The organism is Streptomyces sp. NPDC054863 (assembly GCF_053610825.1).
Map to the genome: position 1 here is coordinate 1 of NZ_JBSGZD010000575.1, position 1,166 is coordinate 1,166.

At 73.2% G+C, this 1,166-nt stretch carries 2 protein-coding genes; both read left to right on the plus strand.

The window, feature by feature from the left end; genetic code table 11:
- A partial coding sequence (locus ACWGIG_RS39005) for a phosphorylase family protein (RefSeq protein ID WP_453326457.1) occupies nucleotides 1-351 on the plus strand: 351 nt, incomplete at its 5' end.
- Nucleotides 335-1,166 (plus strand): 1,4-dihydroxy-6-naphthoate synthase (locus ACWGIG_RS39010; protein WP_453326458.1); only part of this gene is annotated, 832 nt, incomplete at its 3' end. The genes ACWGIG_RS39005 and ACWGIG_RS39010, both read left to right, overlap by 17 nt.

Here is a 1,166-nt window from a genome sequence, read left to right on the forward strand (position 1 = left end):
GTCGAGCACCTGCCGCCCGCCGCCCTCGTCCGTCCGGCGGCGCGGGCCATGGGCGCCGCCACCGGCACCGTCCTCACCGTCTCCACCGTCACCGGCACCGCCGCCCGCGCCGCCGGGCTGCGCGAGCGGCACCCGGGCGCGGCCGTCGAGGCGATGGAGGGGTTCGGGGTGGCGGAGGCCGCCGCCCTGTTCGCTCTGCCGGTGCTCGAAATCCGTGCCGTCTCCAACGCCGTCGGGCCGCGCGACCGCGACGCCTGGCGGATCGGGGACGCGCTCGCCGCGCTGAGCGACGCCTTCGGGAAGCTCAGGCCCGTACTGGAGGGTTGGACACCGCATGACCACCACAGCTGATGCCTTGCAGATAGCTTTCTCGCCCTGCCCCAACGACACCTTCGTCTTCGACGCGTGGGCGCACGGCCGGGTGCCCGGGGCGCCGGAGCTCGACGTCACCTTCGCGGACATCGACCTCACCAACAAGATGGCCGAGCGCGGCGAGTTCGACGTGCTCAAGGTGTCGTACGCCGTCCTGCCGTGGGTCCTCGACGAGTACGCGCTGCTGCCGTGCGGCGGGGCGCTCGGCCGGGGCTGCGGGCCCCTCGTCCTCACCCGTGAGCCCGGTGTCGACCTGACCGGCAAGACCGTCGCGGTGCCGAGCGAGCGCTCGACGGCGTACCTGCTGTTCCGGCTGTGGGCGGCCGACGTGGTCCCGGGCGAGGTCGGCGAGGTCGTCGTCATGCCGTTCGACCAGATCATGCCCGCGGTGCGCGACGGGCGGGTGGACGCGGGCCTCGTCATCCACGAGGCGCGCTTCACCTACCAGCAGTACGGGCTGCACAAGCTCGCCGACATGGGCGAGCACTGGGAGGCCACCACCGGGCTGCCCATCCCGCTCGGCGCGATCATCGCGAAGCGTTCGCTCGGCGAGGCGCGGCTGCGGGAGCTGGCGGAAGCGGCCCGTACTTCCGTACGCATGGCGTGGGACGAGCCGGAGGCGACGCGTCCGTATGTCCTGGCACATGCGCAGGAGATGGACCCGGCCGTCGCCGACCAGCACATCGGGCTGTACGTGAACGAGTTCACGGCGGACCTCGGCGAGGACGGGTACGCGGCGGTGCGCGGACTCCTGGAACGTGCGGCGGCCGAGGGGCTCGTTCCGCCCCTCGGCC